Source organism: Agrobacterium radiobacter, assembly GCF_040801995.1.
Classification (GTDB): Bacteria; Pseudomonadota; Alphaproteobacteria; order Rhizobiales; family Rhizobiaceae; genus Agrobacterium; species Agrobacterium radiobacter.
The window spans coordinates 525,599-549,572 of the sequence record NZ_JBEGHX010000001.1 but is presented as its reverse complement, the minus strand read 5'-3'; the positions used below and the strand labels follow the sequence as shown (position 1 = coordinate 549,572).

Genomic DNA, 23,974 nt, shown 5'->3' with positions numbered 1-23,974 from the left:
GCCTTCAGTCATGTAAAAACGAAGCACTACTTCGCCGGCTGTCAACCCTCGGCGATCGCTGCAGCGCAGCAAGCGCAAGTTTCGGACAAGTCCCCGCCGTTAACTATTCGTTAACTTTTGAACGCGGAATCACCGACATGCAGATTGAAAGCAATATCGGCGGATATAATTACCAGGGGCGTGTTCGCGAGCTTGAAAAAGCCGGCGGCGCGCAGAATGCGGCTGAAGAACAGGCCGTCAAACGCAGCCCCGGCAACCCGACCGTTTCCAGCACCATTCTTTCCCAGTCGCTGGCCAACGTGCTGTGGGCCGTCGGCAATGGCAGCGCACCTGCCTATCAGGATCCGGCGGCGGCCTCCGCCGAGGACAAGGCGGAAGCACAGGCGGAATGGGTGCGCAGCGCCTATTCGGAATATACCGAATAAACGATTCCAATCAGGCCCTTGCCGGGCTCACTTCCACCGTCACATGGGACAGTTCATGTATGGCGGCAAGTTTCTGCTTGTAGAAAGCCGGCGCCTTCGGCGCCTGCGAATGGATCGCCACGATGGCGGCGTGATGCCCCGGCCCCACCTGCCAGACATGCAGGTCGGTGATGCGATCCTCTTCCGTCTCCACGCTTTCACGGATTTCCTGCGGCAAATCCTCCGCCGGCGGCAGCGCGTCAAGCAGGGTCGTCGCCGTGGAGCGGATCAGCCCCCATGACCAGCGGGCAATGACCAGACCGCCTACGATACCCATGGCCGGATCAAGGAACGACCATCCGTTCCATTTGCCAAGCAACAGCGCGACGATGGCGAGAACCGAGGTCAGCGCATCCGCCAGCACATGCAGATAGGCCGCGCGCAGATTATTGTCCCTGCCGCCCTTTGCGCCGGGGTCAGCATGGTGACCGGCATGCGAGCCATGATCATGATGGGCGTGGCTGCCATGGCCGTGATGGGCATGCGAACCGTGGGTGTGGCCATGTCCATGCCCATGATCGTGGTGATGATCATCCTTCAGCAGCACGGCGCTGAGAAGATTGACGGCAAGGCCGATGATGGCGACGAGGATAGCCTGGTTGAAATCGATTTCGACGGGATTGAATAGGCGCATAGCGCTTTCCACGGCAATCAGCAGCGCCACCACCGCCAGCACGATCGCGCTGGCAAAACCCGCGAGATCGCCGAACTTGCCGGTGCCGAAGGTGAAGCGCGGGTTGCGCGCCTCACGACGGGCATAAAGATAAGCCAAAGCCGAAATCAGCATCGCGCCCGCATGGGTGGACATGTGCCAGCCATCCGCCGTCAGCGCCATGGAGCCGTACCAGTGGCCGGCAACGATTTCCGCCACCATCATGGCCGCAGTCAGCGCAATGACCATCCAGACGCGCCTCTCATTGCGCTCGTGGTTCTGGCCGAGGAAAACATGGTCGTGACCGGCTGCTGCGCGGTGTTCGGATGTCGTCATCATGTCGCTCAATCCTGTTTGCTACTGGCCTGTCTGATCTGCTGGCCCGTTCGATTTCACCGGATGTAGGTCTTCAGCACCTGGGCCAGCTCTTCCGCCGCCCGGGCCCGTTCGTCTTCGTTTTCGGCATGCACCACATGCTCATGCAGATGCTCCTGCATCACCTCCCCCGTCAGTCCGGAAAGCGCGCCGCGCACGGAAGCGAGCAATTGCAGCACCTCGCCGCAGGGCTTGGCATCATCAAGCGCACGCTCCACCGCTTCCATCTGCCCTTTCAGGCGGCGGATGCGGGCGAGAAGCTTCTCCTTGTTGCGGATCGTATGGGACATGGGGACCTCATATACTATAGGGGGGTATACTATATGAGCGAGATTTTCCGTTCAAGCCCCGCTTGACGCAATCTTCGCGAATGTTTCGACCCTTAAGAGATCTCCCCATGAAACTTAGGGGACTCAGTCATGACGACTATCGCAGCAACCATCAGCAGCTATCATCCCACTCCGCTCCGGAGCCTTGAGCCGGCGAGAGGCAAGGAAACCCATTCCACCACCGAAGCCCTGCTGGAGCTGACCCGCGCCGCGCATCGCACCATTTCGAGCGTCGAAACCGCTGCCACGGCCATCGCGCCGGCCGCCGCCAGTGCTTCCTTCGGCCTCGCCACAGCACTCTGGAATCTCGACAGCGGCACCTCCACGACAACGCCCGCCCTGGACATGGCCGCATCGGCACAGCCAGAAGCCGCATCCGGCATCGAGAATGATGTCCTCAAAGCGCTCGCCCAGGCGCTTGGCGTGGATGACGCCGCCTGAAACCCATTGAATGGCGGGCTGAAAAGCAATATCTCTAGAGACTAGAGCATAGACCATGAACGGCGGAGCCACCCCGTTCTCCCGTCTTTGCCCGAGATATGGAGAAAGTCATGCTGTCCATCGGTGAATTGTCCAAACGTACCGGCGTCAAGGTGCCGACGATCCGCTATTACGAGCAGATGGGCCTCATCCGCGAGGCCGACCGTTCGGAGGGCAATCAGCGCCGTTACGAAAAGGCCGACCTCGACCGGCTGGCCTTCATCCGCCATGCGCGGGATCTCGGGCTGAACATCGACGCCATCCGCGAACTGATCGCGCTTAGCCAGCACCGGCAGATGCCATGCGAGGGCGCGGACCGCATCGCTGCCGAACATCTCGCCCATGTGCGAGAAAAGATCGCCAGCCTCAAGAAGCTGGAGCATGAGCTGGAGCGTATCGTCTCCCACTGCCACGGCCATTCGATCGAGGATTGTTACGTCATCCGCGCGCTTTCCAATCATGACATGTGCGAGGGTGAGCACTGAACGGAAAACCGGGCTTGACAGATTACGGATTCGGGCGCATTGCATTTTCCATGATCAACGAACGCGCACCCATCTCCTGCTCGTACTTTTGGGCCTACCTCTAAGGGCGGCTCGACAGATCATGTTGTCAACAAGCCGCCGTCAGGCGGCTTTGTTGTTTCTCAAGCGTCCTGACGGCACCGATAAGACCAAAGGACCGAAAAAATGACCGAAGATAGCTCCCTTACACTCGAAAGACCGCCCGTCGTCATCATTCGTGGCGCACGCAAGACGGACTTGCCCGAACTCAACGAGATGATCACGCTGCTTGCCTCCTACCACGGCGATGCGGCGGCGATCACGCCGGCGAAACTGGAACGCGACCTGTTCGGCCCGCTGCCCTGGGTGCATGGCCTCGTGGCCGAAGCCGATGGCGCGCTGATCGGTTACGCCCTGCTTCTGCCGCTCTACAGGGCGCAGGAAGGCCGGCGCGGGCTTGAGCTGCATCATCTCTTCGTGCGTGACGGCCATCGCGGCCATGGCACCGGTCAGCATCTGGTTTCCCGCGCCCGCGATATCGCCAAGCGTCTCGGCTGCGACTATCTTTCCGTCAGCGCCACAACAGGCAATGTCGCGGCGCATCGCTTCTACGAAAACATGGATTTCGCGCCCCGGCCGGTTACCGGCATGCGCTACATGCAGTCAATTGCCTGATTGGCATCAACGGAGACGACCATGACACGGATCGCCATTGCGCTCGCGCAGGATTTTGCTGACTGGGAACCGGCGCTGCTTGCTGCCGCAGCGCGCGGCTATCTCGGCGTCGAAATCATCTATGCCACGCCTGATGGCCGGCCGGTAACGTCCATGGGCGGGCTGAATGTAACGCCTGACACATCCTATGACGCGCTTGATCCTGTTGGCATCGATGCGCTTGTCATTCCCGGCGGTCTCAGCTGGGAAAAGGGAACGGCTGTCGATCTTGGCGGGCTGGTGCACCGGTTTCGCGACAGGGACCGGCTGGTGGCCGGCATCTGTGCGGCGGCGAGCGCGCTCGGCGGCACGGGCGTTCTGAACGATGTCGCCCATACCGGCAATTCGCTGGCATCGCACAAGGCCTATGCCGTCTATAGCGGCGAGGCGCTTTATCGCGACCAGCCGAAAGCAGTCAGCGATCGCGGCATCATCACGGCCGCCGGCAGCGCGCCGGTGAGTTTTGCGGTGGAAATCCTGAAACACCTCGGCCTCTTTGGTCCGGAAGCCGAGGCGGAACTTCAGGTTTTTGCGGCGGAGCATCGCTGAGGCGCAGCCGTCTCGGTTGTTTGCACTCCCTCTACTCCCCGTCATTCCCGCCTTGGGCCGGAATCCAGCCGACGCGCGTCTGCGCGGCGGAAAGACTCCTCTCAGCCCAAGGACTTGGGCTGGCTGGATCCCGGCTCGAGGCCGGGATGACGGAGGTGAGAACAGCGATGATTATCGCTGATCCAGCACCCGGCAAACACGTGCTGCGTGATCGCCGCCCTCCCCGGCAATCGCCCGGCGAATATCGCGGCTGTTCAAATGCAGGCTACGGCCGGCAGGTGAATTTGCATGTTTTATCTTGGCAAGTGCCGCCGCCACAAAGGCGACCTCATGGTCGTGGAAAAGGCAAGAGCCCCCTCTTCTGTAGGGCTCGGCCCCAGCACCGCCTTGAAGGCAAGGCGGTGCACGGCGCAGAAAGCGCCGTGACCGGGAACGGCAAAACGCAGCGCATCGAGTTCCTCACTCCATTCCGCTGCGTCCTGCATGGATTTACGCCTGCTGGAAGCGCTTCAGGAAAAACGCGCTCAATGTTCCGAGCAAAGCCCAGAAAACGAAGCTCGTGATGGTGGCGGCGACGATGAACTGACGCTCCAGCGGCAGCGGCGCCAGCGCATGTTCACCTTCCGGCGGCAGGGGTGCGCCCACCACATGCGGCGCGACGATCAACACCAGCGCCAGAACGATGGCCCAGGGTTCGCGGCGGAATGCGATCAGCGCAATGCCGCCCGCGGTTGCGGCAACCGTCGAGAGCCACCAGATCTGCCGCGCCTCAAGTGCGGCGGCCGGGCTGCCCGGCAGTTCCGGCGGCAGGCCGATCATCGGGGCCAGCATGACGGCGGCAAAACCGGCAACGCCCCAGAGAAGGCCTTCGCGCCAGCCGCCATTCGTGCCGCGCAGCGAAATAAGGCCGGTCAGGACAAGCGCATAACCGATGGCGGTCAGGACATTGGCGGCGACAGTATAGGCGGTGCGCTCGAAGCCATCGGCCGGAACCCAGGCCTCGTCATTGTGCTCATGGGCGGGAACCGCAGCACCGGGCGCCGTCGCATCATGGCTGTGAGGCGCCTCGCCACCGGCGCTCTCATAGGTTTCCGCCTGAAGGATGAGCGGCGTGGTGCCGAAAGCCTGCATGGCAGACACGGCAAAGCCGCCGAGAATGCCGACGAGAACCGCGGTAAAGACGATATTGCGAAAAGATGACATGCCGTTTCCCCTCAATGGCAGGGGAAGGCATTGGCATGACGCGTGTCATGCGCGGCATTGTGAACGGCTTCCACATGGGAAAAGCCGACAAAACCGACAACAAACAGGCCAAGCACGATCGCCGTCAGCGATTGCGCGAAGCTGCCCGTTTTTGCGGAAACGGCTGAATTGGCCGTATTCTGCTGGATGGACATGGTGACCCCTCTCCCGGCGCGACCCCGCGCCTTTAGACACGGCCGAACGGCGGGAGCCGCAAGACCGCATGCGATACACTTCACCACGGGGATACGAGACTGACACAGGGAGGCATTGATCTCGCCACCCTGAAATTCCGCTCTTCCGGACACCCCGCCGGCATGGACATTTCCGTGATGGCAGGTCTCCTGGCTTACGGGTCAAAACCTGAAACACCTTCCCGGCATCGCCCTCCCTGGAAACCTCGGTTCCCGGAAAATGGCTTGCCAGTGGCACTTCGTTTCAGGCTCTCCGCTCACAGTTGCGGGGGCAGCCACGAATGAGGATTTCTCCCTATCGTGTTCCCTTTTCACCTTCCGGAACGCCCGGAAGGAACCATCACAGGATTGTTATCCGATGGGTGGCGGCGGGAGTCAATGGGCGCGCATGCGCCCAGGGCACCCTACCGCGCCGGAATGGCCTTCAGATAGGCGGCGATCGCATCGCGGTCATCCGCCGTCAGATGCGCCATGTTCTGCTGCACCTTGACCATGGAACCGCCGACGCTGTCGAATTCCGGGGTGAAGCCGGTTTCCAGATAGCTCGCAATATCGACCTTGGCCCAGCTTCCGATGCTTTGCGAGCCGGGGGTAATGTCAGGAATGCGGCCTTCGCCTTCCGGATTGGGGCCGCCAGCCAGCCACTTATCGGCAAGGAAACCGCCGAGCGCATTGCGCGGCGTATGGCACTCGCCGCAATGGCCCGGCCCTTCCACCAGATATTGACCGCGCAGCAATTCGGCATTGGCATTGGCAAGCTCGACGCGCGGCGGTGCGGAGGGGTCGAAATAAAGGAACTTCCAGCCGCCCAGCGCCATGCGCAGGTTGAACGGGAACGGCAGTTTGTGATCCGGCGCATCGTTCTGGCTGGCCGGCAGGGCTTTCAGATAACCGAAGAGATCGTTGATGTCCTTCTGCGTCATGCGGGCATAGGAGGCATAGGGAAAGGACGGGTAAAGGTGCTCACCGTTCCTGCCCACACCACGCGTCATCGCATCGCCGAATTCCGCCAGCGTCCAGCCGCCGATACCATGCTGCGGATCGGAAGAAATATTGGGCACATGAAAGGTGCCGAAGGGGCTTTTCAGCGCCTGCCCGCCCGCAAGCGTCAACAGCGCCTCACCCTTCGCATCGGGTGCGGCATGACAGCTTGCACAGCCGCCCGCCCAGAACAGCGTTTCGCCATTGGCCAGATCCGGTTCGCCAAGGCTGACCCAATGGCTTGGCGCCTGACGTTCCGGCGCGGTGACCCAGGCGAATATGCCGTAGCCGGCAATCGCCGCGACCACGGCCCCGCCAGCGAGTTTCGTCCAGATGGAGGACATACCCCTCTCCCCATTCTCACCTGACCCGGTCAGATGCCTTTCGAGCGTGAGAAAACGCCGCCGGGAAGCGGCGTTTCCAGAATCATTCGATTATTTCTTCAGACGGTAGGTCTGGTGGCAGGTGCCGCAATCGGCCCCGAGCGTCTTCATGGCGGTGGCAACGCCCGCCTGATCGCCGGGGAGATTGGCGAGAACGATGTCCGCATCCGTGCCAAGCTTGGCGGCCTTGGCCTTGAAGTCCTCGAAATTTTCCCAGATGGCGGGAGCAGCCGCGCTGCCGGTCTCGGTGCCGGCGGGGAACTGCTCCGGGAAGGCCTTGGCATTGGTGCCGATGGTCGTCACGGCGGCCTTGACGGTATCAGCATCAAAGGGCTTCTCGCCCTTGGAGATGGCGGCGAGTGAACCCATGGCGCCGCCGATCTGCTTCATCATGCCTTCACGTTTTTCGACTTCGCCGGCAGCGTAGACCGCTCCGGCGCAAAGACAGCCGAAAAGCATGGCCGCCGTGATGGTTTTCAGTTTCATGCACACTCTCCTTGATTCCGGCTGGGACACCGGGCGCTAGATGGAACGGCGCGAGGATGCCCTTTCCGGATGGCGAAAAGAAGTCACATTGCGGTGAATTCCATCGTGAAAACAGAAGCCTAAGACAAGGCCTCCCAGAGCGTGAGAAGCGCTGCGGCAATCAGCATGAAACCGGCGGCGCGACCGATGAAGATCGTGGCGGCGGGCGAGGAAACAAGCCATGCCCGGCTTTTATCCGCCGTCAGCGCCAGCGCGCCGTAGACGGTGAACTGCGTCACCGCCACCATCGCGCCCATCACCAGCCCCTGCATCCAGATCGGGCCATAGGCGGGTTTGAGAAATTGCGGATAGATCGCCATCATGAACAGATAGGCCTTCGGATTGGAAAGGCAGGTCAGCACCGCCCGCCAGAAGGCTTTTCTGACCGAAGCGCTCGCCTGGGCCTCGTCGCCGTTCACGACAATCGCGCTGCGCATCAGGCCGATGCCGATCCAGATCATATAGGCGGCGCCAAAGACCAGAAGCGGCAGGAACAGCGACGGCATCCAGGCGGCGAGCATGCCGACGCCCAACGCGCCGTAAAGCGAATGCACGATGCCGCCGGCGCTCATGCCGCTTGCGGCGGAAAGGCCGGTTCTTTTGCCGCCCGTCAGCGCGCTTGCCAGCACAAACAGCATGTCCATGCCCGGCAGAATGATGATGCCGAACAGGACCAGAAAGAAAAGCCAGAGATTTTCGGCGTAACTCATGTCAGTATCTCCCAAAACGGTTCATGACACATTCGGGAAAGCCCATGTTTCTCAATGTGTTTCTCCATTTATAGGAAAGACCAACTGACAGCGTTGTGTCAGTTGCGTGGCGAAGCAACCGGGAAAAACGGCAATGCGCAAGGCGTCGAGACTGTTCGAGATCATCCAGATCCTGCGGGTGGCGCGCAGGCCGGTCACCGCGCAGACGATTGCCGAGGCGCTGGAGGTGACGGTGCGCTCGGTCTATCGCGACATAGCAGCGCTTCAGACCATGCGCGTGCCGATCGAAGGGGAACGCGGCGTCGGTTATATCCTGCGTCCCGGCTTCAACCTGCCGCCGCTGATGTTTTCCATAGAAGAGACGGAGGCGATCGTGCTGGCGCTCGCCATGGTCGCCCGCACCGGCGATGCCGAATTGCGGCAGGCGGCCAGGCAGGTCAGCGACAAGATCGCCGCCTCCCTGCCCGACCCCCTGTCGAAAACCCTCTCCGCTAATGCCCTGCACGCCTGGGGCAGCATCGCGCCGGCGCCAGCAGGCGTCGATCTTGCCACGGTCAGGCGCGCGGTGCGCGACGAGGAGAAACTGGAGATCACCTATCGCGATGAAGCCGGCGCGGAAACGCAACGACGGATTGGGCCGATTGCGGTGATCTATTATTCCGAAACGGTGAATATCGTCGCCTGGTGCGAACTACGGCAGGCGATCCGCAATTTCCGCTCGGACCGGGTGCTGAGCTGCGACACCACGGGCAGCTTCTTCAAGCTCGAAGGCGAGAAGCTGCGGCAATTGTGGATGAGCGGCTGGCAGAGCAACCAGCCGGGAAACAGAACTCCGGAACGCGCGACAGATTAAGCTGGCGTTGTGCGACGAGCACGAGATAGTGCAGCTCGCAGCCTTTGTTCTCTGTCGGAGCCGGAGCACCCCTCTCCACCCTCATTCCTGTGCTCGTCACAGGAATCCAGTCGACACGCGTTTGAGCGGCGGAGGGGAGTCTGGCCTCAAAGCACGGCAGCGTTTTGCAGCAAATACCCCAGCACCCGGTCCTCCTCGCGCCCGAAACCGCGAATGGCGATTCGGTCGGCAAAGACATCGGCGATGGCAAACGTGTTCTGGTCGGGCGTATCCACCATGCCCTTGAAATTCACGAAGTGGGTATGGCCCAGCACGCCGTAATTGCCCTCGTGATTATGGCCGTTGAACCACGCGACGACCGAAGGATGCGCGCCGAGAAGCTCGAGGATGCGCGGCGCGTCCCACATGTTGTGGGCGTTTTCCGGATAGACAGGGTAGTGGCAGAGAACGATCACTTTTTCGCCTGCCGCATCCGCCTTTTGCAGAACCGTCTGCAGCCATTCGAACTGTTCATCGCTGAACGAGGCGTTCCAGTCCTGCGCATTGATTGCGCCCGCATCCGCCAGACGCTTCAGCCGCTCTGCAGCAAGCGCGCGACGCGGATCGCCGGGCGGCGGGGCGAAAAGGCTGACCTCGTTGCCGTCAAGCACGACGAAGCGAACGTCGCCGATGGAAAAATCATGCCAGGGGGCGGACATGCCGAGGCGGTTATGGATATCGGGCAAATGCTCAGCGGCGACGGCGAAATCGTGATTGCCTGGCAGCAGGACTGACCGGTGGCGAAGCTTGTCGTAAACGGCAAGGATCGCATCGAAATTTTCAAAGCCGCGGTCGATGATATCGCCCAGCGTCACCACGAAGGCCAGATCTTCGCGGTTGAAGGCGTCGATCGCGTCTGCGAGCTTTTTCGGGCTTTCAGCGTAATATCGGCCCATCTCGGGGCGCGGATCGGCATCGGCGTATTGGGGATCGGCGACAATGCCGAAGGAGAAGAGAGGCGTGGTTTTTTCAGTCATGATGCGCCGCGATAAACCCGGCGGATGACAGGCTTGTGACAGAGAACGACATCCCAAAAGCAGAACACCCGGCGCGAGGGCCGGGTGTTCGAAAATTCCGTTCCGCAAGCCTTACTTGGCGGCGGCTTCGTAACGCTCCAGGACGTAGTCCCAGTTGATGAGATTATCAACGAAGGCTTCGAGGTACTTCGGACGCAGGTTGCGGTAATCGATGTAGTAGGAGTGTTCCCATACGTCGACGCCGAGGATCGGTTCTGCGCCATGAACCAGCGGGTTTTCGCCGTTCGGGGTCTTGGAGATTTCGAGCTTGCCGTTCTTGACGGAAACCCATGCCCAGCCGGAGCCGAACTGCGTGGTGCCGGCAGCGATGAAATCAGCCTTGAACTTGTCGTAACCGCCGAGATCGGAGGCAAATGCCTGTTCGAGCTTGCCCGGCAGCTTGTTGCCGCCGCCGTCCTTCTTCAGCCACTTCCAGAAATGGACGTGGTTGTAATGCTGGGCAGCATTGTTGAAGAGACCGGCATTGGTGCCAAAGGACTTCTTCACGACTTCTTCGAGCGACAGGTCAGAAAGACCTGCTTCCGCCGCCAGCTTGTTGCCGTTGTCGACATATGCCTTGTGGTGCTTGTCGTGATGGAACTCGAGCGTCTCGCGCGACATGTAGGGTGCAAGCGCGTCGTAGTCGTAGGGGAGTTCAGGAAGTTCAAAGGCCATGGTTTTTACTCCTTTTTGCAGCGGGTTACCGCTCCTAGAAACCGTGTGAGCGGACCATAGGAGCGAAGCTCTGTTTGGGCAACCTGTGAAATATCAAAATGTTCCGCCAAAAGAGAAAATTCGTCTCGCGCCGGCCACCACCACATTTGTTTCACAACCCTGGCGTACCGTTTTCCACCCTATCGGTTCGGTTTTGCCGAGATTGCAGGAAGGAAATTCCATGACCCGCCCCAACTCCCGCTCCTTGATCCGCTCCATCCTCCTCTTCACCGCCCTGTCATCGCTGGCACTCCCCGCCGCCGCATCCTCGGACGATGCCTGGAAAGAATTCGTGGCGGATGTGCAGACGGCCTGCCTTGCCGGAGCCAAGGACATGATCGAGGACGCCAAGGCTGTGGTCGATCCCGTCGGCAGCGAAAATTACGGCCTCGCCATCCTGACCGGCAAGGCCAAGGGCGCGGATGCGACGGTCAGCCATATCTGCGTCTACGACAAGAAGACCAAGGCGGTGGAACTGGGCAGCGAGCTTGCCGGGGATACGCTGAAGGTGGAAATTCCCGGCTCCACCAAGCCCTGATTCTATATTGAGAGCGGGACCGCTCGCACTTTTCGCCGTCCCGCTCTGACGCCTCAGAAACGTGGCGTGGTGTCACCCTCGCCCAGCGCGCGCTGCATCAGCACCGTATCCAGCCATTGGCCATGTTTCCAGCCGATGGATTTGAAGGTGCCGACATGCTCGAAACCGGCGGCGCGGTGTACGCCGATCGACGCGGCGTTGGCGCTGTCGCCGATAACGGCGATCATCTGCCGGAAGCCGCGTGCGGTCGCCTCCTCGATCAGTGCATCGAGCAGCTTGCGGCCGATGCCCATGCCCTTCATGGCCGGATCGATATAAACGGAATTCTCCACCGCCGCGCCATAGGCCGGGCGCGGACGATAAGCACCGGCATAGGCATATCCGGCTATCTTTCCATCGCATTCGGCGACGAGATAGGGATAATTACCCTCCACCATGAGGCGACGGCGCTCAAGCATCGTCTCCGCGCTCGGCGGATCGATCTCGAAGCTGGCGCGGCCATGGAGCACGGCATCCCGGTAGATTTCGGTAATGGCTGGAATATCGGCCTCTTCACAGGGGCGGATCAAAAGGCTGGAAACGGTGGAAAGGGTCATTCTCTTGTCCTGCGGATCATTCACGCCATCATTGTGCATTGCGGCGCAGCCAAAATAAAGATTATCTGTCTTATACAAACAATAAGGTTTTCTTTGATGATGGACCTCGATCTGCGGCAGGTGCGCAGCTTCATGGATGTCGCCGATCTCGGCAGCTTTTCCGCCGCCGCCGACAAGGCGGGGCTGACCCAGCCGGCCATCAGCCTGCATATCCGGCTTCTCGAAAAACAACTCGGCGTTAGGTTGATCGAAAGGGTCGGCAGGCGCGCGCAGCCGACGGCGGCGGGCCGGGATTTTCTCATCCATGCAAGACGGATCGCGGAAGAAGTGGCGCATGCGATCGATACCGTAGCACCTCATCGCAGCGGGGTGACGGGACGCCTGCGCATCGGCACGGGCGCAACCGCCTGCATCTATCTGCTGCCGCCGGTGCTGGCCAAAATCCGCCAAGCCATGCCGGGTATCGAAATCGTCGTGCAGACCGGCAATACGCACGATATTTTGCGGCTTCTGGAGGCCAACACGATCGATGCGGCGGTGGTGGCCCTGCCCGCCAGTGGCCGCAGCCTCGATATCAGCGATATCCATCTCGATGAACTGGTTGCAGTTTTCCCGCATGGCGCCGTCACCGACAGAACGGTACTGAACGCCGAAACGCTTTCGACGCGGCCGCTGCTGCTTTACGAGGGCGGCAATACGCGCAGGCTGGTGGATCAATGGTTTTCGGCGAGCGGCCGCACCGTGCAGCCCGCCATGGAACTGGGCAGCGTCGAGGCCATCAAGAAGCTCGCGGGTGCGGGCCTTGGCCTCGCCATCGTGCCGCGCATGGCGATGGAGCATGAAAGCGCAACGTCGGGGCTTGAATGGCGCTCGCTGGAGCCGCCGCTGGAGCGCCGGATCGCGCTGGCGATGCGGCGAGACAAACATATGACCGCGCCGCTGCGGGCGCTTGCCGCTGCGCTGCCGAGCTTGCAGAAACGATAAAGCCCGCGCCGGTTTCGGGCGCGGGCTTTATGACACTTTTCTTCCGTCATGCCGGACTTGATCCGGCATCCAGCCACGGCGCGTCTGCGCCGTGAGTAGAGTCTCTCGCGATCAAGGACTTGATCGCCCTGGACCCCGGATCTAGTCCGGGGTGACGGAGTGCGGATGCTGGCTCCTCACCATATCCAACCTGGATTGTCTTCAGAACTCCGTCCAGTCGTCGCCCTTCACGGCCAGCGCCGCATTGCCGCGTGAGGCAGCGACCGGGCGGGCCCTGGAAGGTGCCGCGACGGGTGCGGCAGGCGCGCGGGCGGGGCTTGCGGCCCGCTGCATGTGCCTTGCCGTCTCCCGCAATGCGGAGGTCTGCTGGCCGAGCTGGAATTGCGCAAGCAGGGCGTGGAGGTTGGCGCATTCCTGCGCGAGACCCGCACCGGCCGCGTTCATTTCCTCGACCATGGCGGCGTTCTGCTGCGTGGCCTGATCCATGTGGTTGACGGCGGTGTTGACCTCGGAAAGGCCAGCCGACTGTTCCTGCGCCGCAGTGGCGATGGCATCCATATGGGTGTTGACGGAAAGCACCAGCTGCTCGATTTCGGAAAGCCCGACGCCGGTGTCGGCGACCAGCTTCACGCCCTCACCCACCGCAACGGCAGATGTGTTGATGAGCTGCTTGATTTCCTTGGCGGCATTGGCGGAGCGCTGCGCCAGTTCGCGCACTTCCTGTGCGACGACGGCAAAACCCTTGCCCGCATCACCCGCCCGTGCCGCCTCGACGCCCGCATTCAGCGCCAGAAGGTTGGTCTGGAAGGCGATTTCGTCGATGACGCCGATGATCTGGCCGATCTGGCGCGAGGAATGTTCGATGCGCTCCATGGCGGAGACGGCATCGCGCACCACCTTGCCGGAAAGATCGGCCTTTGACCGTGCTTCACGCACCGTGTCGCGCGCCTCGCCTGCTCGCTTGGAGGTGGCGGAAACGTTGGCGGTGATCTCTTCCAGCGCAGCGGCGGTCTCTTCCAGAGAAGCGGCCTGCTGCTCGGTGCGGCGGGAAAGATCGTCGGATGCCGACGACACCTCGTGAGCGCCGCCATTCACTGTCTGTACGGACTGGCCGACGCTCGTCAGCGCTTCGCGCAGCTGATGCACGGAGCTGTTGAAATCGTGCCGCAGCGCCTCGAATTGCGGGGCGAACGGCGTGGCGATCTCGCAGACCATGTCGCCGGAGGCAAGGCGGCGAAGACCGCCCGCCAGCGAACCCGTGGCCTGATTGAGCCGTTCTTCGGCCTCGGCCTCGGCACGCTGCTGCAGCTCGATACGGTCCCGCTCGGCCCGCTCGCGGTTGGCGACGGCTTCCGCCTCCAGCTGCTTGTTGCGGATTGCCGCCTCGCGGAAGATTTCCACGGCGCGGGCCATCTCGCCGATCTCGTCGGAGCGCTTTGCGCCGGCGACATCGATTGCAAGATTACCACCCGAAAGCTCCATCATCGCGTTGGTCAGGCGGCTGATCGGCCGGGTGACGCGGCCGACGATGACAGCAAGCGAGAGAATGCAGAGCGCCAGCGTGACGACGAAGACGGCGAGATAGATCATCGCATCGATAAAGGCACCCTGTTTTGCCTTTTCGGCATTGGCATCCAGAACATCCATGGCGGCGGACGCGATTTTCGCAATCGTGCCGAGATTTTCGGTGACGGTGGTGCGCCAGCTATCCATGGTGAAGGCAGGCGTGCGGCCGTTGTTCAGGTCGTCGATGAGCTTGGTGCGCTGGGTGCTGAAATCACCCTTGAAATAGGTCTTGTCCGCGGTGGCGTAGATGTCCTTGAGCGACTGCGGCGTCGATTCATGCGCGACCAGATCGCCGGTCGCTTTCCACGCGAAAGCCGCACCGGCATCGGCTGCGCCGAGCTGCTGCATTTCCTGCGCGGTGAGCGGCCGGTTCTGGGCGACGGCGCCGTTGAGAATGACGGTGGCGCTGCCGCCAAGTGCGCGGGCGGACCAGCCATAGGAGCGCAGCTGGATCAAACCGGTCTGACCCTGATCGAGGGAGCGGACAGTGCCTTCAAGTGCCGTCGAACCGGCTTCAAGCGAGGCGAGGAAATCGCCGCCGAGCGTCATGACCGTCTTGTCGAGCCCGCTTTCGCGCCGGTCGAGCGGCTGCGAAACATTGGCGTCAACCTTTTTTCTGAGCTCGACGAACTGCGCGTAAACATCTTTCACACGCTTGAGCGGCGCTTGCAGCTGCGTGTTTTCGAGCGATGAAGACTGTGTGAGGAATGCCGTCATGGCGGCATCCACCTTCTGGCGTGCCGCCTGCACGCTGGCGATGCTGCCGGCCGACTTTGACGGATCGAGCGTCAACGCCGTGGCGCTGTCGCCACGTTCACTGCGGAAATTCAAAAGCGCATTGAAAAGAAGCTTGTCGAGCGAGGCGAGTTGCGCGACCTCGGAAAAGGTGCCTGCGCGATTGACCGAGCGCCACAATTCGTTGCCGACCAAACCGGCCAGCGCAAGGCTGATGGTAAGGAAAAATCCCACAAGTATATTACGAATGCTGAAAGACATCTGGCGGCCCTCGTTAGCCGGAGGTGAAGATGCCGGAAACTACAGGTCGTTTGTCTAAAATTGGATTAAATTCCCCCCGTCTTTTTGGGGAAAATATTGCACCGCAGAAAAGCAATGGCCACGGCAGGCCGAATGCCCGCCGTGGCCTCTTTACGAGATGATTGCCGATCTCAGACGTCTGCGCCGAGACGCGCCCAGTCCATGTAAAGATCGAGCGCCTTGCGGGCGACCGGGCCTGCCTGCAACTCGCGGTCATCCAGCTTCACGACAGGCGAAACCTTGGAATAATTGCCCGAGCAGAAGATTTCATCGGCCTCGCGGAAATCCTCGACCGACAGGGTCGCCTCACGGACATCGAAACCGGCCTGCCGCAGAAGGCCGATCACCCGCGAACGGGTGATGCCGGCCAGGAAGGTGCGGTTCGGAACAGGGGTGAAGACGACGCCGTCCTTGACCATGAAGATGTTGGCCGAAGCGGATTCGGCGACATTGCCGTTCATGTCGCGCATCAGGGCATTGTCGAAGCCGCGCGAGCGGGCTTCCAGAATGGCGCGGCCGCTATTGGGGTAAAGGCTGCCGGCCTTGGCGTCGGTCATCGCGGTTTCCGGCGAAGGACGGCGCAGCGGCGAGACGGTGAGCGTCAGCGGCTTGCCGGCATCCATCGGCGCTTCGAAAAGGCACAGCGCAAAACGGGTGGAACTGGCATCCGGCGCGACAACGCTGCCGGGCATGCCGTGTTCGGCCCAGTACATCGGTTTGATATAGATCGCCATCTTGCCGTCGAACCTGTTGACGCCTTCCAGCGCCAGCGCCTCGATCTCCTCCGCCGTCATCGTCGGCTTCATGCCCATATTGGCGGCAGAGCGGTTGACGCGCTGGCAGTGCAGATCGAGATCGGGAGCGACGCCATCAAACCAGCGCGCGCCGTCAAACACCGTCGACGCCAGCCACATGGCGTGCGAGGTCGGGCCGATGAGCGGCGGATTGCCGGGCAGCCATTGACCGTCAACATAGGTCCAGGTGGTTGATCGGGGTGCGGTATCGACGCTCATGATGGTCTCCTGTCTCAAGCGTTTCCGTTAAACGAAAACGCTCCGTCTTTTTGTTCTGATGCATTTCCGGATGAGGAACGCTACGCGCGCTCAACCTGGGATGTGCTGGAAATCGGCCGGAGTGAATGCCTCTCCCCTGACGAGGTCAAGTTTTAATTGCCGCGATTTCTGATTTTGATGGAAAATAACAAAGCGACGGCCCGACAAAGATGTTTTATGAGGTGAAACAAAAGGTTGATGAATAGATTCATCACAATAATTCATCGATCCGATGATGGCGGGGCGATTTCACCCATGCGATGCTGACGATCTGACGGCAGTCCGCAGGAGGAAAACCATGGCATGGTCCGCCCACCAATATCTGAAATTCGAAGACGAACGGACACGCCCCGCCCGGGATCTCCTGGCCCATGTGCCGCTGGAGCGGGTGCTGAATGGCTATGACCTTGGCTGTGGCCCCGGCAATTCCACCGAGCTTCTGACTGACCGTTACGGCGTCAACGTCATTACCGGCATCGACAGTGACGACGACATGCTGGAAAAGGCGGCGGACCGGCTGCCGACCACCCGCTTCGGCAAGGCCGACCTTGCAAAATGGAAGCCGGCGCAGAAGGCAGACCTGCTTTACGCCAATGCCGTTTTTCAGTGGGTGCCGGATCATCTCGTCGTTCTTTCGCAACTGATGGACCAGCTGGAAAGCGGCGGCGTTCTGGCCGTGCAGATGCCTGACAATCTGCAGGAGCCGACGCATCGCGCCATGGAGGAGACCGGCGCGAACGGTGCCTGGAAGGACAGCTTTGCAGATGGCAGGCTGCGCCGCAAACCCCTGCCTGCCCCTTCGGACTATTTCGATGCGCTGACGCCGAAATCCGCGCGGGTGGATGTGTGGCACACCGTCTATAATCATCCGATGAAGGATGCGGAAAGCATCGTCGAATGGGTCAAGGGCACGGGCCTGCGCCCCTATCTCGCCGCCGCCGGCGAGGAAAACCGCGAAGCCTTCCTCGCCGACTACACGCGGCGCATCAAGGAGGCCTATCCGCCGATGGCGGACGGCCGGTTGCTGCTGCGTTTTCCACGCCTCTTCGTGGTGGCGGTGAAGAAATAAGGCATAAAATGCGACGTGAGATTGTCGCACGTGGACGCATCCCCACCGCCCTCATTCCTGTGTTTGTCACAGGAATCCAGTCAGCCCAAGTCCTTGGGCTGACTGGACCCTTTCCGCCGCGCAGACGCGCGTCGGCTGGATCCCTGTGACAAGCACAGGGATGAGGAGAGCGCGGAATGCAGAAAGCGTGGACGGCCGCTGGCTTATCTTGCCAAGCGGGCTAAACGCCAATGTTTAACCTGCAAAGGCATAGACCCGGAGACGGTGGTTGTCGGGGTCGGCAGCGGTAAAGGTGTAGCCGAACTCCATTTTGGCGGGCTGCTGCAGCATGGCGAAGCCTCTTGCCTTCCAGCTGGCGAAAGTCTCATCCACCTCTGCGTCGTTTTCGACACGGAAGGCGAGCTCGCCGCCGCCGCCCGCGACCGATGCCTTCGGCTCCACGGTATGCTGCGACCACAGGCCGAGCTTCATGCCGTTGGCAAGGACAAAGAGGGGAAATGTCGGTGAGGATTCCACCGGCTCCGCACCCAGCAGAGCCTTGTAAAATTCGGTGCTGGCCGGCGGGTTGTCGACGTAGAGAATGGTGAAATCGGGGTGGATCATGGCTGTTCTCCTGTGTTGCGAATGAACAGTCTCTAGACCCCGCTGTTGTCAGTTTTTGTCAGCATGATGCCGCCGCCGCTGTTTTTCCCTTTCGCGCCATTCTTTCAACAGGGCCTGGCGGCGGCGCGGATAACGGCTGTCGAGGGGACGGAAATCTTCGATGCGGTCGGCCCGGAAACTGCGGTAGTCCTGCCGTGTCTCGCACCAGCCCAGCACCACCCGCACCAGATCGAAAAAAGCGAGTGCGAAGGGCCAGATCACCCGCTCCGTCACGTCTCCCTTTTCATCGCGATAGGTGATGACGACCTTGCTTTCCTTGCGGATCGTATCGCGAATGGCCGCCAGATCGACATGGATGGCGGCGAGGCCCTGCCCCGGCCCGACAAGCAGGGTGGAATTATCGAGTTCCTCGCGCAGGGCATCGGGAAGCACGGCACCGATCTTGACGAGTGCGGCGCGGGCGGCCTCGGCCAAACCCGCATCGGCGCGGCCCGCCACCCAGCGGGAGCCGAGCACCAGCGCCTCGATCTCCTGCTGCGAAAACATCAGCGGCGGCAACAGGAAACCGGGTCGCAGCACATAACCCACCCCCGCTTCGCCCTCGATGTCAGCACCCTGCGCCTGAAGCGTTGCAATATCGCGGTAAAGCGTGCGCAGGCTGACGCCGGTCTGCGCGGCAAGAGCCGTACCGCTGACCGGCATGCGGTGGGAGCGCAGGATCTGCAACAGATCAAGAAGCCGTTGTGAGCGCGACACGCGACATTTCCTTCCACCCGCATAGTTGGATCGTACCGTTGACGATCCCGGCGATAGACGCGTAACGCCGCCAGCCGCCTGGTGCAACCACGCAAAAAAGGGTGGACAAGGCCGCGCCGCCATCATGTAGATATGGTCAGGGATATTCACGCCCCCTCACCCGCCACAGGCATTTCGAGTTTCCGCCATGATCGTTCGTCCAAAACCGAACCTGCTGCAGCTTTTCCTCATCGTGCGCGGTTCCATCATCGTCCGCATCTTTCCGCAGGTGCTTGCGGTGTTCCTGCTGTCGACGCTGGTTGTCTGGGCGCACAAGGACCGGCCGGATCTGGTACAGGCGTTGAACGGCGCGCCCTTTTCGCTGCTCGGCATCGCGCTTTCGGTGTTCCTCGGCTTTCGCGCCAATGCCTGTTACGACCGCTGGTGGGAAGCCCGCAAGCAATGGGGCGCGCTGATCACCGTCGCCCGCACGCTTTCGCGCCAGACCGCCATGCTGGAAAGCCGGCAGGATGTAGCCGATCCCGTAACCCGCAGGCGGATCACCGATCTTGTAATCGCCTTCTGCCACGCGCTGGTCTCGCACCTGCGCCCCGGGGATGCGACCGCCACTGCCGCCAACCTCATTCCGGATGACCTTTCGGAGATCTATGCCCGCAGCCGCAACAAACCGGACATGCTGCTGCGCGAAATATCCGGCGCTGTCGTCTCCGCTCATGGCAAGGGGCAGATCAGCGATATCCAGCTGCAGATGCTGGACGCCACCGTGCAGCAGATGGGGGCCTCGCAGGCTTCGTGCGAGCGCATCCGCCAGACGCCGGTTCCCTTCGGTTATTCGCTGCTGCTTCACCGCACCGCGCATCTCTTCTGCCTGTTGCTGCCGTTCGGTTTCACGGATCTGCTCGGCTGGGCCACGCCTTTTACCAGCACGCTGATCGCCTATACGTTTTTCGGTCTCGACGCGTTGTCCGACGAGCTGGAAGACCCATTCGGCACCGGCCTCAATGCCCTGCCGATCAATGCGCTTGCCACCACCATCGAGATCAATCTGCGCGAGGCGATGGGCGAGACCGATCTGCCGGCCGACCCGCGCCCGGTGGATTATGTGCTGATGTGATATCGTCGCCGCCGGGTTGAAACCGATCGCGCGGACACCAGTTAATGAAAGACGGCTTCCCCGCCCGGCATCTGCCGCCGACCATGTTTTCAGCAAACAGGAGAGACATCCATGTATCACGTCAACGCCAATGGCGCGAATATTCCCGCCCTCGGTTTCGGCACCTTCCGCATTCCGGAAGACGATGTCAGGCGCATTCTGCCGGAGGCGCTGAAACTCGGTTTCCGCCATGTCGATACCGCGCAGATCTACAAGAACGAGGGTGCCGTCGGCGAGGTCCTCGCTCAGTCAGGCATTTCCCGCCACGATATATTTCTCACCACCAAGGTCTGGGTGGATCGCTTTCGTCACGACGATTTTCTCGCCTCCGTCGATGAAAGCCTTGCAAAACTGAAGACTGACTATGTTGATCTCCTGCTGCTGCACTGGCCGAAGAGCGATGTGCCGCTTGCCGAGCGCATGGGCGCGCTGAACGCGGTGCGCAAGGCCGGAAAGGTGCGCAATATCGGCATTTCCAACTTCAACGTGGCGCTGACCGAAGAAGCAGTGAAACTTTCCGACACGCCGCTTGCCACCAACCAGATCGAATATCACCCCTATCTCGACCAGACGAAGGTGATTTCGGCCGCGCGCAAACACGGGATGTCGGTGACGGCCTATTATCTGATGGCCGATGGCAGGGTGCCGAACGATCCCGTGCTGCAGGACATCGGCGCAAAGCATGGCAAGACCGCCGCGCAGGTGACCCTGCGCTGGGCCGTGCAGCAGCCGGATATCGTGGCGCTTTCCAAGACGGCGACTGAAAGCCGCCTCAAGGAGAATTTCGACATTTTCGATTTCGCGCTGACGGAAGAGGAAATGCAGGCCATCCACGCGCTGGCCAAACCGAACGGCCGCATCGTCAGCCCCGGCCACCTCGCACCCGATTGGGACGACTAAGCCGGCGGGGCAGTCCGGTTCGGTTTCATCGCTCGGTCAGGGCCAGCTTCGCACCCAGCGCCACAAAGGCGGCGGCGAAGCTGCGCCGCAGCCAGGCGAGAACCGCCGGGCGTGACATCACCTGCCGCCGGACTGAGGCGGCAAAACAGCCGTAAAGCGCAAAGACCAGAAACGTCATGGCCATGAAGATCAGCCCGAGATCGATCATGCGCCATGTCGGCAAAGCCTCATCCGGCGCGATGAACTGCGGCAGGAAGGCGAAAAAGAAGATCGACAGTTTCGGGTTCAGGAGATTGATGAGGATCGCCTCGCCGATGACGCGGGCGGCCTTCTGCGGCTCCCCGGTATCATCGATCTTCAGCGCACCGTCTTCCCGCAGCGTATTCCACGCCATGTAGATGAGGTAGGCGACCCCCAGATATTTGACGATGCCGAAGGCCAGCGCGCTGGTGTGCAGAATGGCGGCAAGGCCGGTGATGGCGGCGAGCAGATGCGGCACGATGCCGAGCGTGCAGCCGAAGGCCGCAATCACGCTCGCCCTCGCCCCCTGCGAGAGACCGGCGGCCAGCGTGTAGACCACGCCGGTTCCCGGAGAAGCGGCGACGATGAAGGATGTGATGAGGAATTCGGGTGTCATGGTGCGGGTATGTCCTGTGGGTGGAGGACAGGAGCATGATGGCGCGTGGGGTGGGTGTCTTGGACGAAATTGCAGAGCTGATGCTCGGAGGCTCGGAGGCTCGCGCGGTAACAGCGGGCTGAGGGGCTGGGCCAACCCACTCTCCCTCATTCCTGTGCTTGTCACAGGAATGAGGGTGGAGAAAGCATCTACGAAAACGCCGCCCGATAAACCGCCGGCGTCACGCCGAATTGCCGCACGAAAAACCGGTTCAGATGGCTCTGGTCGGTAAAACCGGCGGCAAAGGCCGCCTCGGCAGGCCGCGTACCGCTGGCCAGCGCATGCCGGGCCAGATGCATGCGCCGCTGGAGAAGATAGCTGTGCGGCGTCAGCCCCGTCGCCTTGGCGAAAGCACGCAGGAAGCGGAACTGGCTCATGCCGGCCTCGCTCGCCAGATCGGCGAGGCGGAACGGCCGGGCGGGATCATCGTCGATGCTGCTTTTCGCCCGTCTTATGCTGTCGAGTGCGGTAGTTTCGCGCGGTTTGGCAGCCACCTCCATCGCACCCGCCAGAAGCATCAGCAGGGCCTCGTCGCCATGCAGGGTTTCGCCCGGCCGCTGCCTTGCGGTCATCGCAGAAAAGACAGCGCAGAACCGGGCTGCTAGCGGCCTTGCATCGACGGGATAGGCAAATTCGAAAGAACCTCGATCCTTCTCGCAGACATCGGCAATGGCGTCGCGGACGATATCGATGTCGAGATAAAGCATCCGCCAGGCGCGGCCGCCCGCCCCGAGCGGAATGCCGTCATGCACCTCGCCCGGATTGACGGTGATGACATGGCCGGCGCCGGCCTCCACCATGCCACGACCGGAAAGCGATTTCTGCGCGCCGCGTTCGATGAGGCCGATGCCAAACTGATCATGCATGTGGCGCGGGAAAGAACGATCGCTGTCCGCCACCACGGCGACGACGCCGGGCATGCTGGTTTTCGGCATCAGGAACTGGCCTTGGCCCATGAAAGCGCGCGCTCCGCAGAAAAGAGCGCGACGCTATCACAGGATGCCCCCATGCGACAGACGTTGCCGCTTACGGATGCATATGGTTGATCATGGCAAAGACCTGATCGAAATTGCCGTTCTGCGCGGCAAAACGCAGCGGCTTGCAGCGTTCCACCACCACTTCATTCTCATCCGGACGATTTTCAAGAATATCCATCACCTCGGAAATGAAGGCGTCGAGCGGCATCGCCCTTTCGTCGCTCGCCTGCCCCTCGCCCATCAGCGTCGTCTGCACATAGGGCGGTACGATTTCGATGACTTCCACCGGCGTCTCCTTCAGCTGCTCACGCAGCGCAACCGAATAGGCATGGATGGCGGATTTGGTGGCGCTGTAGGTGGGGGTCAGCACCATGGGCACGAAGGCGAGGCCCGACGAGACAGTCAGCACCGTGGCGGCGGGCTGCTTTAGGAAATGCGGCAGAAGCGCAGCCGTCAGGCGGATGGGCGCGAGGAGATTGGTGGCGATGGTTTCTTCGGCCGTATCGAGATAATCCGGTGCGGCGGCAATGTCTTCCGGCCGCATGATGCCGGCATTGTTGATGACGGCGTTGAGGGTCGGATGGGCCTTCACCAGCGCGTCGGCAAATGCGCGAATGCCCACGGCGTCCGCCGCATCCATCACCATCGAGGCCATGCCCGGGTTGGCGGCCGTCACCTCGTCGAGCACAGCCTGGCGGCGGCCGGAAATGATGACCCTGTTGCCTGCCTGATGAAACGCTTCCGCCAGCGCCCGGCCGATGCCCGAACCACCGCCGGTGATGAGAATGGTATTGCCCGTGATTTTCATTGGAACATCCTTTGCTTGTTGGCTGAAAGGAAGTTAGCTATGATACTCTCCAATCGAAAGTAGGCACCCAAAAGATTTATACTTACCCAATGGAGAGTGTTAGATGAAACGGCACGCGGCCGACCCGGCCATCGAGAACCGGCGCAAGATTCCGCCGCCCACGGATACCGATCCGGCGATAGAGGCGCTGGTTCAGGACATCATTGCGAAAGTGGCTGACAAATGGACGATGCTCATTCTGGAAGTGCTGGAAGAGCACGGCACGCTGCGCTTCACGCAGATCGGCAGGCTGGTGGGCAATATCAGCCAGAAGATGTTGACGAAAACACTGCGGCAGATGGAAAGCGACGGGCTGGTGCGCCGCACCGTGCACCCCGTCATTCCGCCGCATGTGGATTACGCTCTGACGAACCTCGGCCGCACGCTGGGCAGCGCCTTTTGCGGCGTTTGGATATGGGCGGAAACGCACCATGCCGAAATAGAAGAGGCGCGCCGCCTGTTCAATGAACAGCCGCCGCGCCCCGCGATGGAGTAGCTT

At 61.4% G+C, this 23,974-nt stretch carries 29 protein-coding genes, 1 pseudogene and 1 riboswitch; of the genes and pseudogenes, 12 read left to right on the top strand and 18 right to left on the bottom strand.

The genetic code is table 11. The features are described 5' to 3' along the window. Positions 1-137: 137 nt before the first annotated feature. A complete protein-coding gene (locus MRBLRC7O_RS02720; protein WP_020009640.1) occupies positions 138-425 on the top strand; it encodes a hypothetical protein in 288 nt (95 codons plus the stop codon). A 10-nt stretch (positions 426-435) separates the two neighbouring features. Here the strand turns inward: MRBLRC7O_RS02720 and dmeF are convergent, their stop codons facing one another. Both dmeF and dmeR read right to left on the bottom strand, forming a co-directional pair. After that, complete coding sequence (gene dmeF / locus MRBLRC7O_RS02715; RefSeq protein ID WP_080865992.1) at positions 436-1,455, bottom strand: CDF family Co(II)/Ni(II) efflux transporter DmeF; 1,020 nt, start codon at positions 1,453-1,455, stop codon at positions 436-438. Positions 1,456-1,508: 53 nt separating this feature from the next. Continuing rightward, complete coding sequence (gene dmeR, locus MRBLRC7O_RS02710; protein ID WP_003509296.1) at positions 1,509-1,781, bottom strand: Ni(II)/Co(II)-sensing transcriptional repressor DmeR; 273 nt, start codon at positions 1,779-1,781, stop codon at positions 1,509-1,511. 129 nt (positions 1,782-1,910) lie between these two features. On the opposite strand from dmeR, the gene MRBLRC7O_RS02705 reads away from it, so the two are divergent. The 4 genes from MRBLRC7O_RS02705 (at position 1,911) to MRBLRC7O_RS02690 (ending at position 4,066) form a co-directional block, all read left to right on the top strand. Then, entirely contained in the window at positions 1,911-2,261 is a 351-nt protein-coding gene (locus MRBLRC7O_RS02705; RefSeq protein WP_080865991.1) for a hypothetical protein, read from the top strand. Positions 2,262-2,371: 110 nt separating this feature from the next. Then, entirely contained in the window at positions 2,372-2,785 is a 414-nt protein-coding gene (locus MRBLRC7O_RS02700) for a MerR family transcriptional regulator (RefSeq protein ID WP_003509303.1), read from the top strand. A gap of 204 nt (positions 2,786-2,989) precedes the next feature. After that, positions 2,990-3,478, top strand: a complete 489-nt coding sequence (locus MRBLRC7O_RS02695; RefSeq protein WP_003509304.1) for a GNAT family N-acetyltransferase — start codon at positions 2,990-2,992, stop codon at positions 3,476-3,478. Between the two features lie 21 nt (positions 3,479-3,499). Beyond that, positions 3,500-4,066 (top strand): type 1 glutamine amidotransferase family protein, encoded by a 567-nt coding sequence (locus MRBLRC7O_RS02690; protein ID WP_003509305.1) that lies wholly within the window; start codon positions 3,500-3,502, stop codon positions 4,064-4,066. A gap of 171 nt (positions 4,067-4,237) precedes the next feature. Here MRBLRC7O_RS02690 and MRBLRC7O_RS02685 read toward each other — a convergent pair. The 6 genes and pseudogenes from MRBLRC7O_RS02685 to MRBLRC7O_RS02660 form a co-directional block, all read right to left on the bottom strand. Further along, a pseudogene (locus MRBLRC7O_RS02685) lies at positions 4,238-4,551 on the bottom strand (hypothetical protein). Positions 4,552-4,555: 4 nt separating this feature from the next. Next, positions 4,556-5,269, bottom strand: a complete 714-nt coding sequence (locus MRBLRC7O_RS02680; protein WP_080865989.1) for a CbtA family protein — start codon at positions 5,267-5,269, stop codon at positions 4,556-4,558. Between the two features lie 11 nt (positions 5,270-5,280). Then, complete coding sequence (locus MRBLRC7O_RS02675; RefSeq protein ID WP_003509308.1) at positions 5,281-5,463, bottom strand: CbtB domain-containing protein; 183 nt, start codon at positions 5,461-5,463, stop codon at positions 5,281-5,283. A gap of 162 nt (positions 5,464-5,625) precedes the next feature. Beyond that, positions 5,626-5,859, bottom strand: a riboswitch (cobalamin riboswitch). 47 nt (positions 5,860-5,906) lie between these two features. Continuing rightward, positions 5,907-6,827: a c-type cytochrome gene (locus MRBLRC7O_RS02670; protein WP_080865988.1), complete on the bottom strand. Its 921-nt coding sequence runs from the start codon at positions 6,825-6,827 to the stop codon at positions 5,907-5,909. A gap of 90 nt (positions 6,828-6,917) precedes the next feature. Then, positions 6,918-7,352, bottom strand: coding sequence for a c-type cytochrome (locus MRBLRC7O_RS02665; protein ID WP_003509310.1), 435 nt, complete (start codon positions 7,350-7,352; stop codon positions 6,918-6,920). 119 nt (positions 7,353-7,471) lie between these two features. Beyond that, positions 7,472-8,101, bottom strand: a complete 630-nt coding sequence (locus MRBLRC7O_RS02660) for a LysE family translocator (protein WP_003522261.1) — start codon at positions 8,099-8,101, stop codon at positions 7,472-7,474. A gap of 133 nt (positions 8,102-8,234) precedes the next feature. On the opposite strand from MRBLRC7O_RS02660, the gene MRBLRC7O_RS02655 reads away from it, so the two are divergent. Beyond that, complete coding sequence (locus MRBLRC7O_RS02655; RefSeq protein WP_060723928.1) at positions 8,235-8,954, top strand: helix-turn-helix transcriptional regulator; 720 nt, start codon at positions 8,235-8,237, stop codon at positions 8,952-8,954. A 146-nt stretch (positions 8,955-9,100) separates the two neighbouring features. Here the strand turns inward: MRBLRC7O_RS02655 and MRBLRC7O_RS02650 are convergent, their stop codons facing one another. Both MRBLRC7O_RS02650 and MRBLRC7O_RS02645 read right to left on the bottom strand, forming a co-directional pair. Next, positions 9,101-9,970, bottom strand: a complete 870-nt coding sequence (locus MRBLRC7O_RS02650) for a metallophosphoesterase (RefSeq protein WP_080865987.1) — start codon at positions 9,968-9,970, stop codon at positions 9,101-9,103. A gap of 111 nt (positions 9,971-10,081) precedes the next feature. Beyond that, the gene (locus tag MRBLRC7O_RS02645; RefSeq protein WP_003509319.1) at positions 10,082-10,684 is read right to left on the bottom strand and encodes a superoxide dismutase; all 603 of its coding nucleotides are present in this window, start codon (positions 10,682-10,684) and stop codon (positions 10,082-10,084) included. A gap of 220 nt (positions 10,685-10,904) precedes the next feature. Between MRBLRC7O_RS02645 and MRBLRC7O_RS02640 the strand changes: the two genes are divergently transcribed. Further along, positions 10,905-11,261, top strand: coding sequence for a hypothetical protein (locus MRBLRC7O_RS02640; protein ID WP_003509321.1), 357 nt, complete (start codon positions 10,905-10,907; stop codon positions 11,259-11,261). Positions 11,262-11,314: 53 nt separating this feature from the next. On the opposite strand, the gene MRBLRC7O_RS02635 is transcribed toward MRBLRC7O_RS02640, so the two are convergent. Further along, positions 11,315-11,857 (bottom strand): GNAT family N-acetyltransferase, encoded by a 543-nt coding sequence (locus MRBLRC7O_RS02635; RefSeq protein ID WP_080866547.1) that lies wholly within the window; start codon positions 11,855-11,857, stop codon positions 11,315-11,317. Positions 11,858-11,953: 96 nt separating this feature from the next. Between MRBLRC7O_RS02635 and MRBLRC7O_RS02630 the strand changes: the two genes are divergently transcribed. Further along, on the top strand, positions 11,954-12,841 hold the full coding sequence (locus MRBLRC7O_RS02630; protein ID WP_080865986.1) for a LysR family transcriptional regulator: 888 nt from the start codon (positions 11,954-11,956) through the stop codon (positions 12,839-12,841). Positions 12,842-13,042: 201 nt separating this feature from the next. On the opposite strand, the gene MRBLRC7O_RS02625 is transcribed toward MRBLRC7O_RS02630, so the two are convergent. Together MRBLRC7O_RS02625 and MRBLRC7O_RS02620 are read right to left on the bottom strand one after the other, a co-directional pair. Continuing rightward, the gene (locus MRBLRC7O_RS02625) at positions 13,043-15,403 is read right to left on the bottom strand and encodes a methyl-accepting chemotaxis protein (RefSeq protein WP_060723924.1); all 2,361 of its coding nucleotides are present in this window, start codon (positions 15,401-15,403) and stop codon (positions 13,043-13,045) included. Between the two features lie 170 nt (positions 15,404-15,573). Continuing rightward, a complete protein-coding gene (locus MRBLRC7O_RS02620) occupies positions 15,574-16,455 on the bottom strand; it encodes a branched-chain amino acid aminotransferase (RefSeq protein WP_003509326.1) in 882 nt (293 codons plus the stop codon). Positions 16,456-16,792: 337 nt separating this feature from the next. On the opposite strand from MRBLRC7O_RS02620, the gene tam reads away from it, so the two are divergent. After that, the gene (tam, locus tag MRBLRC7O_RS02615) at positions 16,793-17,563 is read left to right on the top strand and encodes a trans-aconitate 2-methyltransferase (protein ID WP_080865985.1); all 771 of its coding nucleotides are present in this window, start codon (positions 16,793-16,795) and stop codon (positions 17,561-17,563) included. Positions 17,564-17,797: 234 nt separating this feature from the next. Here the strand turns inward: tam and MRBLRC7O_RS02610 are convergent, their stop codons facing one another. Next, positions 17,798-18,166, bottom strand: coding sequence for a VOC family protein (locus MRBLRC7O_RS02610; RefSeq protein WP_080865984.1), 369 nt, complete (start codon positions 18,164-18,166; stop codon positions 17,798-17,800). Positions 18,167-18,214: 48 nt separating this feature from the next. Beyond that, positions 18,215-18,922: a helix-turn-helix transcriptional regulator gene (locus tag MRBLRC7O_RS02605; RefSeq protein ID WP_003509329.1), complete on the bottom strand. Its 708-nt coding sequence runs from the start codon at positions 18,920-18,922 to the stop codon at positions 18,215-18,217. Between the two features lie 187 nt (positions 18,923-19,109). On the opposite strand from MRBLRC7O_RS02605, the gene MRBLRC7O_RS02600 reads away from it, so the two are divergent. Both MRBLRC7O_RS02600 and MRBLRC7O_RS02595 read left to right on the top strand, forming a co-directional pair. After that, positions 19,110-20,036: a bestrophin family protein gene (locus MRBLRC7O_RS02600; RefSeq protein WP_080865983.1), complete on the top strand. Its 927-nt coding sequence runs from the start codon at positions 19,110-19,112 to the stop codon at positions 20,034-20,036. A 111-nt stretch (positions 20,037-20,147) separates the two neighbouring features. Then, the gene (locus MRBLRC7O_RS02595) at positions 20,148-20,975 is read left to right on the top strand and encodes an aldo/keto reductase (RefSeq protein ID WP_003509331.1); all 828 of its coding nucleotides are present in this window, start codon (positions 20,148-20,150) and stop codon (positions 20,973-20,975) included. Positions 20,976-21,000: 25 nt separating this feature from the next. On the opposite strand, the gene MRBLRC7O_RS02590 is transcribed toward MRBLRC7O_RS02595, so the two are convergent. From MRBLRC7O_RS02590 to MRBLRC7O_RS02580, 3 genes are all read right to left on the bottom strand, one after another. Continuing rightward, entirely contained in the window at positions 21,001-21,612 is a 612-nt protein-coding gene (locus MRBLRC7O_RS02590) for a LysE family translocator (protein ID WP_080865982.1), read from the bottom strand. 188 nt (positions 21,613-21,800) lie between these two features. After that, positions 21,801-22,607, bottom strand: coding sequence for a helix-turn-helix transcriptional regulator (locus MRBLRC7O_RS02585; RefSeq protein WP_060723920.1), 807 nt, complete (start codon positions 22,605-22,607; stop codon positions 21,801-21,803). 70 nt (positions 22,608-22,677) lie between these two features. Further along, positions 22,678-23,436 carry an SDR family oxidoreductase gene (locus MRBLRC7O_RS02580; RefSeq protein WP_065694901.1) on the bottom strand — a complete coding sequence of 253 codons (759 nt, stop codon included), beginning with the start codon at positions 23,434-23,436 and terminating at the stop codon, positions 22,678-22,680. Positions 23,437-23,539: 103 nt separating this feature from the next. Here MRBLRC7O_RS02580 and MRBLRC7O_RS02575 point away from each other — a divergent pair, with 103 nt between their 5' ends. Continuing rightward, the gene (locus tag MRBLRC7O_RS02575; RefSeq protein ID WP_020813083.1) at positions 23,540-23,971 is read left to right on the top strand and encodes a winged helix-turn-helix transcriptional regulator; all 432 of its coding nucleotides are present in this window, start codon (positions 23,540-23,542) and stop codon (positions 23,969-23,971) included. The last annotated feature ends 3 nt before the right edge of the window (positions 23,972-23,974 follow it).

What these genes read in the sequence shown, in the direction of transcription:
- dmeR (WP_003509296.1), bottom strand. Translation starts at nt 1,781, where the DNA reads ATGTCCCATACGATCCGCAACAAGGAGAAGCTTCTCGCCCGCATCCGC.
- MRBLRC7O_RS02630 (WP_080865986.1), top strand. Translation starts at nt 11,954, where the DNA reads ATGATGGACCTCGATCTGCGGCAGGTGCGCAGCTTCATGGATGTCGCC.
- MRBLRC7O_RS02670 (WP_080865988.1), bottom strand. Translation starts at nt 6,827, where the DNA reads ATGTCCTCCATCTGGACGAAACTCGCTGGCGGGGCCGTGGTCGCGGCG.
- MRBLRC7O_RS02635 (WP_080866547.1), bottom strand. Translation starts at nt 11,857, where the DNA reads ATGACCCTTTCCACCGTTTCCAGCCTTTTGATCCGCCCCTGTGAAGAG.
- MRBLRC7O_RS02625 (WP_060723924.1), bottom strand. Translation starts at nt 15,403, where the DNA reads ATGTCTTTCAGCATTCGTAATATACTTGTGGGATTTTTCCTTACCATC.
- MRBLRC7O_RS02640 (WP_003509321.1), top strand. Translation starts at nt 10,905, where the DNA reads ATGACCCGCCCCAACTCCCGCTCCTTGATCCGCTCCATCCTCCTCTTC.
- MRBLRC7O_RS02620 (WP_003509326.1), bottom strand. Translation starts at nt 16,455, where the DNA reads ATGAGCGTCGATACCGCACCCCGATCAACCACCTGGACCTATGTTGAC.
- MRBLRC7O_RS02660 (WP_003522261.1), bottom strand. Translation starts at nt 8,101, where the DNA reads ATGAGTTACGCCGAAAATCTCTGGCTTTTCTTTCTGGTCCTGTTCGGC.
- MRBLRC7O_RS02720 (WP_020009640.1), top strand. Translation starts at nt 138, where the DNA reads ATGCAGATTGAAAGCAATATCGGCGGATATAATTACCAGGGGCGTGTT.
- MRBLRC7O_RS02675 (WP_003509308.1), bottom strand. Translation starts at nt 5,463, where the DNA reads ATGTCCATCCAGCAGAATACGGCCAATTCAGCCGTTTCCGCAAAAACG.
- MRBLRC7O_RS02650 (WP_080865987.1), bottom strand. Translation starts at nt 9,970, where the DNA reads ATGACTGAAAAAACCACGCCTCTCTTCTCCTTCGGCATTGTCGCCGAT.
- MRBLRC7O_RS02585 (WP_060723920.1), bottom strand. Translation starts at nt 22,607, where the DNA reads ATGGGCCAAGGCCAGTTCCTGATGCCGAAAACCAGCATGCCCGGCGTC.
- MRBLRC7O_RS02705 (WP_080865991.1), top strand. Translation starts at nt 1,911, where the DNA reads ATGACGACTATCGCAGCAACCATCAGCAGCTATCATCCCACTCCGCTC.
- MRBLRC7O_RS02580 (WP_065694901.1), bottom strand. Translation starts at nt 23,436, where the DNA reads ATGAAAATCACGGGCAATACCATTCTCATCACCGGCGGTGGTTCGGGC.
- MRBLRC7O_RS02575 (WP_020813083.1), top strand. Translation starts at nt 23,540, where the DNA reads ATGAAACGGCACGCGGCCGACCCGGCCATCGAGAACCGGCGCAAGATT.
- MRBLRC7O_RS02600 (WP_080865983.1), top strand. Translation starts at nt 19,110, where the DNA reads ATGATCGTTCGTCCAAAACCGAACCTGCTGCAGCTTTTCCTCATCGTG.
- dmeF (WP_080865992.1), bottom strand. Translation starts at nt 1,455, where the DNA reads ATGATGACGACATCCGAACACCGCGCAGCAGCCGGTCACGACCATGTT.
- MRBLRC7O_RS02590 (WP_080865982.1), bottom strand. Translation starts at nt 21,612, where the DNA reads ATGACACCCGAATTCCTCATCACATCCTTCATCGTCGCCGCTTCTCCG.
- tam (WP_080865985.1), top strand. Translation starts at nt 16,793, where the DNA reads ATGGCATGGTCCGCCCACCAATATCTGAAATTCGAAGACGAACGGACA.
- MRBLRC7O_RS02690 (WP_003509305.1), top strand. Translation starts at nt 3,500, where the DNA reads ATGACACGGATCGCCATTGCGCTCGCGCAGGATTTTGCTGACTGGGAA.
- MRBLRC7O_RS02695 (WP_003509304.1), top strand. Translation starts at nt 2,990, where the DNA reads ATGACCGAAGATAGCTCCCTTACACTCGAAAGACCGCCCGTCGTCATC.
- MRBLRC7O_RS02645 (WP_003509319.1), bottom strand. Translation starts at nt 10,684, where the DNA reads ATGGCCTTTGAACTTCCTGAACTCCCCTACGACTACGACGCGCTTGCA.
- MRBLRC7O_RS02610 (WP_080865984.1), bottom strand. Translation starts at nt 18,166, where the DNA reads ATGATCCACCCCGATTTCACCATTCTCTACGTCGACAACCCGCCGGCC.
- MRBLRC7O_RS02595 (WP_003509331.1), top strand. Translation starts at nt 20,148, where the DNA reads ATGTATCACGTCAACGCCAATGGCGCGAATATTCCCGCCCTCGGTTTC.
- MRBLRC7O_RS02680 (WP_080865989.1), bottom strand. Translation starts at nt 5,269, where the DNA reads ATGTCATCTTTTCGCAATATCGTCTTTACCGCGGTTCTCGTCGGCATT.
- MRBLRC7O_RS02665 (WP_003509310.1), bottom strand. Translation starts at nt 7,352, where the DNA reads ATGAAACTGAAAACCATCACGGCGGCCATGCTTTTCGGCTGTCTTTGC.
- MRBLRC7O_RS02655 (WP_060723928.1), top strand. Translation starts at nt 8,235, where the DNA reads ATGCGCAAGGCGTCGAGACTGTTCGAGATCATCCAGATCCTGCGGGTG.
- MRBLRC7O_RS02700 (WP_003509303.1), top strand. Translation starts at nt 2,372, where the DNA reads ATGCTGTCCATCGGTGAATTGTCCAAACGTACCGGCGTCAAGGTGCCG.